Genomic DNA, 5,024 nt, shown 5'->3' on the forward strand with positions numbered 1-5,024 from the left:
ACTGACGCCAATGCGCAACTGAAAGAGCTCGTCCGTTTCGAGATGGCGCTTTCCGCGCGTGTGCTGCGCTATGCCCACGACGCCCAGAACGGCCGCGTCGATCCCAACCGCATGACCGGCTACTATGATTTCCCGGCCAAGCCGCTCGACTTGCAAGGCGTGCTGAGGACGCTGGCGCATACCCAGCAAGTGCGCACCTATCTCGAATCGCGGCATCCGCAGAATGCGGAATACCAGGCGCTGCGCGTCGAACTCGAATCTCTGCAGGCCAGTGCGGAAAACGAAATCGTCGTCGACCCCAAACTGTTGCTGAAGCCGGGCGGAACCAGCCCCGAACTGCCGAAGCTCCTGACCTTGATCGCGCGCAATCTCGATGACGAGATGGGCGGCGCCTATGGCGAGATCCTGTCCAGGCTGGCCACCAGCGAAGTCTATGATCCGGAACTGGTCCCGGTCATCAAGGCCGTGCAGCAAAAGGCAGGCATGAAGGGCGACGGCGTCATCGGCCCGCGCACCGTCGCGACGCTGGCCGGAACATCCAAGGCCGACAAGCTGCTGAAGGTGGAAGTGGCGCTCGAGGAACTGCGCTGGCTGCCCTCCGATCTCGGCAGCCCGCGCGTCTTCATCAACCAGCCGGCCTTCACCGCGAGCTACATCGACAATGGCGAGGAAAAGCTCAAGACGCGTGTCGTCGTTGGCCGGACCACCAACCAGACCTCCTTCTTCTACGACCAGATCAAGCAGGTCGATTTCCATCCCTATTGGGGCGTGCCGCAATCGATCATCGTCAACGAGATGCTGCCGAGATTGCGCAACGATCCGGGCTATCTCGACCGGTCCGGCTATGAGGTGACGGATTCGCGCGGCAAGCGCATTCCTTCGTCGGCGGTCAACTGGGGCGCCTATGGCGCGAACATCCCCTACAGCGTGCGCCAGCAGCCGAGCGAGGCCAACGCGCTGGGCGAGTTGAAGATCCTGTTCCCCAACAAGCACGCGATCTACATGCACGACACGCCGCAGAAATCATTCTTCCAGCGTGATATGCGCGCGCTCAGCCATGGCTGCGTGCGGCTGCAGGACCCGCGCGGCATGGCGGCGGCGGTGCTTGGCACCTCCGTGGACTATATCGCCGAGAAGCTGAAGCACGGCCACTCGACCGAGAATGTGACACGCACCATCCCGGTCTATGTCGCCTATTTCACCGCCTGGCCTGATCTGTCCGGCAAGGTCGAATATTTCGGCGACGTCTACGACCGCGACTCGCGCCTGAAGCAGGCTCTGGACGCCACGGAGGCGGTTCGCTCGCCTTCGAGTTGATCCAGGGCTTTCGCTAGGCCGTTAACTCATAAATACGGCATGACCGAAAGCGGAAAGGCGGCTGAGAGGGAACGAGGAGCGGCGGCTACCGTTATCGAACAAGCTCAAAACGCAACTGTGATCCTGTTTCGGTAGGGACGAACGATGTTGAGCGCTCGAAGCGGAGGCGCCTATGTCGAGCCATTATGCGATTCTCGAAGCCCCCTCCACGCTGGGCCTGGCGACCGACGGTGTGGAGCGCTTGCCTGGCCGGCTCCTGGACCTTGGCCTTGCGGAGCGCATCCAGGCGCGCCGCGCCGGGCGGCTGGCTGTGCCTGCGAAGGACCCGACGCCCGATTCCGAGACAGGCACCCTGAACGCCAGGGCAATTGCGCAGTGGTCGCCCAAGCTCGCCGACGCCGTGGAAGCGGTGCTTGACGCAGGCGGGTTTCCAGTGGTGCTGGGCGGCGATTGCACGATCGTGCTGGGCTCGGCGCTCGCGTTTCGACGGCGCGGCCGCTACGGCTTGCTCTTCATTGACGGCAACGCCGATTTCTTCCAGCCAGAGGCGGAACCCAATGGTGAGGGTGCCTCGATGGACCTCGCCTTCGTCACCGGCTACGGTCCCTCGCTTCTGACCGACATCGAAGGTCGCGGTCCTCTGGTCCGCCCTGAAGACGCTGTCGCCTTCGCGTATCGCGATCACAAGGATCAGGAGGAGTACGGAAGCCAGCCGCTCCCCGAGGAGCTCAAGGTGCTTGACCTTCCCGCTGTGCGCGCGACGGGCATCGAGGCCGCCGCACGCGAAGCGGTCGATCACCTGACGAGAGCGGAATTGGACGGCTTCTTCATCCATCTCGACGCCGACTGTCTCGACGATGTCATCATGCCGGCTGTCGATTTTCGCGTGCCAGGCGGGTTGTCGTGGGACGAGTTAACGGCCGCGCTCCGGCTTGCCTTGGCGAGCGGCAAGGCAGTCGGCCTCGAGATCACCATCTACAATCCGCGCCTTGATGAGGACGGCAGCGCCGGACGCGGCCTCGCCGACGTACTGGCCGCTGCGCTCGGAACAGCAGCGCCATGACGATGACGAGCCATGCCTGCTCTCGGGCGCAGCAAGAAGCGACCGATTTTGAGGTCGTTTCTACTGCCTTCATATTGCGGCGGAATCTGTTTCAAGGCTCCGCATGAGCCGATCGGCGTGGCTCCGCGATTGTGAGTCTGCAAGCTAGTAGCGCTCGAACAGTGGCCGCCGGAAGCCGGCGTCGCGCCCGGCGATCAGCCAATAGAGCAACCCGGCGACAAGGCCGGCAGCGGCGATGATGCCGATGTCGACCCAACGCTCCGGGTCCATATCCTCCGGCGCGCTCGGCCAGATCAAGGCGAAGCCGCCGACCGCGGCGCCGGCGCCGAAAACCATATGCAGCAGGACATTGCGCAGCGAGAAGAACTCGGCGATCAGCGCGAAGATCAGCGTCTGCAGCGCGGTCACCACGATGGTCAGGAAATAGACGAACATGCCGAGCGGCGGCACCAGCAGCACCGCGATCGGCGAAACGCCCATGACGTCGAAATAGCTGGGCGCGTTGGGCAAGGAACTGAGCACGCCATAGATCACCGCGATGGCGATCAGGCCGACCAGCACCGATACGAAGTAGCCGGCCAACATCATCAATATGCGCTTCATTACGTGCTTCGCCGTCGCCATCCCCATCCCCCAATGCGGCGCCTGGAGCAATTCCAGGAAAAGTGTGAACGGTTTTCCGTCCGGAATTGCGTCAAAACAAAGAGTTAGAGTAGTTCACCGTTCCATGAAACGGTGAACTGCTCTGGCGCGACAGTCAGCCATCAAAGCGGGACAGACGCAAGGGGAGGCGACGGTTGGCAAGGGCAATCGCTTCGGCCAAGTCCGACTTGTGGCGGAAACCATCAATCACCGAGATCGGCGCCGCCCCTCATCGCCCTGCCGGGCGTTCGTTGTTCGAAAAGCCAAGCAGTTGGCTTTTCGTCCGCTGCGCGGACCACGCCTCGACTCCCCGTATAGTGACGGGGAGAAGGGGGCTGGCCGCAACGCCGGCGCCATCCTTGCCTTGCAAAGGATGGTGATTGGCGAAACCATCGATGCCAGCGTCCCTCTCCCCGTCACTATACGGGGAGAGGATGCCGGCAGGCAGGTGAGGGGCGGCGCTAGCGGAAAGGCCGATGACACAGCCAAGAAAGGCCAGTGGATTCGCGTCGGAACGTTCCCCTATTTCGGCTCCGCCGTCACAGGATCGTAGGTGATTTCAACCTTCGCCTTGTCCGCCGTGTAATAGGTGACGGTGTAGGCGCCGCTGTCCCAGTCGACCTCGTCCACATAGCGAAAGCCGTCGCGCTGCTCGACCTTGGCGATGATCTCCGACAGCTTCTTGGCATTGGGCGGCGGCAGCGGCTTGTCGTCCGCGGCCAAGGCTGCCCCGCCGGCGAGAAGAACGGCGACGCTGGTCGCCAGAAGCAATCTGGACATGGCTTTCCCTCAAGTTTCGTCGGACAGAAACTCGCTGGCGTGCCGGTTTGTTCCGCAGCCGGAATGCGTGCCGATTCAGTCCACCGGTTTGCAGCTGCCCGAATGAGGGGCCGCCGCCCGCTTGACTTACGCGGCGCGTCGTTGAGCGGGGTGGAGACCTGAACGGGTTCGGCGAGGGTCGACGGCAGTCACGATGCTGTGGTGGTGATCGCAATAGACGCGATCCGCCGAAGTTGGCCCAGCACAGAAACGATAACCGCCGGGCACTGACCGGTCTTCGCTCACCGGGAAGCGGCACTGATAGACGCCTAGCTGAATGAGGGGGACGTCTTTCGAAATCGGTCTGATATTTTCTGGCATGGTTTTTCAGGTTCCTGGTTCATAGCCATTGCCGGCTGACGACCGCAATGCGACCGTGTCAAAGCGAGCTTCTCTCGTTTTGGAGGGCTGTGGATCACCATATGGTGTTGGTCGCGGTGTCAATGAAGCCCGAAACCCTGCTTTAGCAAGCCAATCATTGCGACTTAAGGCCACACTTGCCGCTGGGAGGGCGGGCTATGAAGCGAATACATTTTGTCAGCAGACAGTGCGGTCGCGTCCCGGAGCATCTCTTCGAACCGTTGCGCCGGTGCTATGGTGTGCCTGCATGATCAGAGAGCAGGGATACGAGGCATGCCCGAAGTCACCCGCCGTACACTTCTTGCGTTCACCGCCGTGGCCTCGGCCATTGAACCGAAATTTGCCGAAGCGGAAGGGGCCTCACCCGAATTGCGGTCGCTGATCGGAGCCCATGAAGCCAGCTATGCCGGGCTTCACAGGGTTGTTCATCGAGCGGGCAGCAGCAGCCACGAACGCAGGACGGCAGACCGGATTGAACAGGAAGCCTTGCTGGCCATCTGCTCCTATCCGGCGATCAGCCGAGGCGACCGCCGGGCCAAGGCCGATTACCTGTTGACCGCCGAGGCTCGGGGTGAACTCGACCTGGAAGAGCACATGCAGGCCATCCTGCACTCGATGAAGCGCTGATCGCGGCTGGTGCATCTCCACAACCAGACATCGCCGGCTGCCGTAAGGATTTTGGTGGGCGATGCAGGGATTGAACCTGCGACCCCACCCGTGTGAAGGGTGTGCTCTCCCGCTGAGCTAATCGCCCGCTCGTTGCCCAAAGGCCAAGCGAGCCGCGATATAAGGGAGGCGGGTGCGGTAAGTCAAGGCTCTGTCC

General features: G+C 62.3%; 6 protein-coding genes and 1 tRNA gene. 3 read left to right on the forward strand and 4 right to left on the reverse strand.

Features of this window, described 5'->3' with window-relative positions; genetic code table 11:
- Nucleotides 1-1,317 (forward strand): L,D-transpeptidase family protein (locus EN939_RS20470; protein ID WP_164751109.1); only part of this gene is annotated, 1,317 nt, incomplete at its 5' end.
- Between the two features lie 172 nt (nt 1,318-1,489).
- On the forward strand, nt 1,490-2,380 hold the full coding sequence (locus EN939_RS20475; protein WP_127269436.1) for an arginase family protein: 891 nt from the start codon (nt 1,490-1,492) through the stop codon (nt 2,378-2,380).
- 144 nt (nt 2,381-2,524) lie between these two features.
- Here EN939_RS20475 and EN939_RS20480 read toward each other — a convergent pair whose 3' ends face one another.
- From EN939_RS20480 to EN939_RS40075, 3 genes are all read right to left on the reverse strand, one after another.
- A complete protein-coding gene (locus EN939_RS20480) occupies nt 2,525-3,010 on the reverse strand; it encodes a hypothetical protein (RefSeq protein ID WP_164749075.1) in 486 nt (161 codons plus the stop codon).
- Nucleotides 3,011-3,544: 534 nt separating this feature from the next.
- Complete coding sequence (locus tag EN939_RS20485) at nt 3,545-3,802, reverse strand: PepSY domain-containing protein (RefSeq protein WP_127269438.1); 258 nt, start codon at nt 3,800-3,802, stop codon at nt 3,545-3,547.
- A gap of 126 nt (nt 3,803-3,928) precedes the next feature.
- Entirely contained in the window at nt 3,929-4,162 is a 234-nt protein-coding gene (locus tag EN939_RS40075) for a GcrA family cell cycle regulator (protein WP_127259316.1), read from the reverse strand.
- A 312-nt stretch (nt 4,163-4,474) separates the two neighbouring features.
- Between EN939_RS40075 and EN939_RS20495 the strand changes: the two genes are divergently transcribed.
- On the forward strand, nt 4,475-4,828 hold the full coding sequence (locus EN939_RS20495) for a hypothetical protein (protein WP_127269439.1): 354 nt from the start codon (nt 4,475-4,477) through the stop codon (nt 4,826-4,828).
- A gap of 52 nt (nt 4,829-4,880) precedes the next feature.
- On the opposite strand, the gene EN939_RS20500 is transcribed toward EN939_RS20495, so the two are convergent.
- Nucleotides 4,881-4,955 (reverse strand) — tRNA-Val (locus tag EN939_RS20500).
- Nucleotides 4,956-5,024: the final 69 nt, after the last annotated feature.

Origin of the sequence: Mesorhizobium sp. M7A.F.Ca.CA.002.05.1.1, assembly GCF_003998335.1 — a bacterium.
GTDB lineage: Bacteria > Pseudomonadota > Alphaproteobacteria > Rhizobiales > Rhizobiaceae > Mesorhizobium.

Excerpts from the sequence above, each read along its gene's own strand:
- EN939_RS20485 (WP_127269438.1), bottom strand. The coding sequence starts at position 3,802 with ATGTCCAGATTGCTTCTGGCGACCAGCGTCGCCGTTCTTCTCGCCGGC.
- EN939_RS20495 (WP_127269439.1), top strand. The coding sequence starts at position 4,475 with ATGCCCGAAGTCACCCGCCGTACACTTCTTGCGTTCACCGCCGTGGCC.
- EN939_RS40075 (WP_127259316.1), bottom strand. The coding sequence starts at position 4,162 with ATGCCAGAAAATATCAGACCGATTTCGAAAGACGTCCCCCTCATTCAG.
- EN939_RS20480 (WP_164749075.1), bottom strand. The coding sequence starts at position 3,010 with ATGGGGATGGCGACGGCGAAGCACGTAATGAAGCGCATATTGATGATG.
- EN939_RS20475 (WP_127269436.1), top strand. The coding sequence starts at position 1,490 with ATGTCGAGCCATTATGCGATTCTCGAAGCCCCCTCCACGCTGGGCCTG.